This window comes from Mesorhizobium sp. M2A.F.Ca.ET.039.01.1.1, assembly GCF_003998035.1.
Classification (GTDB): domain Bacteria; phylum Pseudomonadota; class Alphaproteobacteria; order Rhizobiales; family Rhizobiaceae; genus Mesorhizobium.
The window spans coordinates 1-576 of the sequence record NZ_RZRY01001449.1 but is presented as its reverse complement, the minus strand read 5'-3'; the positions used below and the strand labels follow the sequence as shown (position 1 = coordinate 576).

General features: G+C 67.9%; 1 protein-coding gene. It reads right to left on the bottom strand.

The annotated features are described in order from the left end of the window. Positions 1-576, bottom strand: a 576-nt coding sequence (locus EOA24_RS40380) for a M15 family metallopeptidase (protein ID WP_127410942.1), incomplete at both ends; no start/stop codon positions are given.

Here is a 576-nt window from a genome sequence, read left to right as displayed (position 1 = left end):
ATTCGCGCGCGTAGTTGCGGAAGCCAGCGGCGTGCATGGCGGCAAGCAGCATCTTGCGGTTCGCCGCCGCCTTGGCGGGGAGCGGGCGGTGCGCCGTCTCGCTCATCGGATCGAAGCAGTCGAAACCGGTGCCGAAGTCGAGCGTGGTGCCGTCAGGCGCGCCGCAGGCCGGGTGAACCGCGCTGGTGGCGTCGGCGATAGCGAGGTCGACGGTCGAGCCGCGCGAATGGCTGGACAGCTCGCCGATATAGCCCTTGGCGATAAGATCGCCACGCCGGACGGTCGGATACCACTGCGGATCCGGCGGGCCGGCTTCTCTTGTCCATCTGACCATGTCGGCAACGGCGCGGGCGGGCCGGTAGCAGTCGAAGACGATCAGCGTCAGGCCTTTGGCGGTCATGGTTTTCTGGACGCTGGACAGCGCCTTCGCCGCTTGCGTGGTCAGTACGCAGACGGGCGCGTTATAGCCGTCGACCTTGCGGCGCAGGAAGTTTTCGCGGCCGGCGTAGCGGATGTCCTGGCGGATGGTCGAGTCGACATCGGCGAGCCTGACGAAGCCGACGGGGAGGGAGGCGG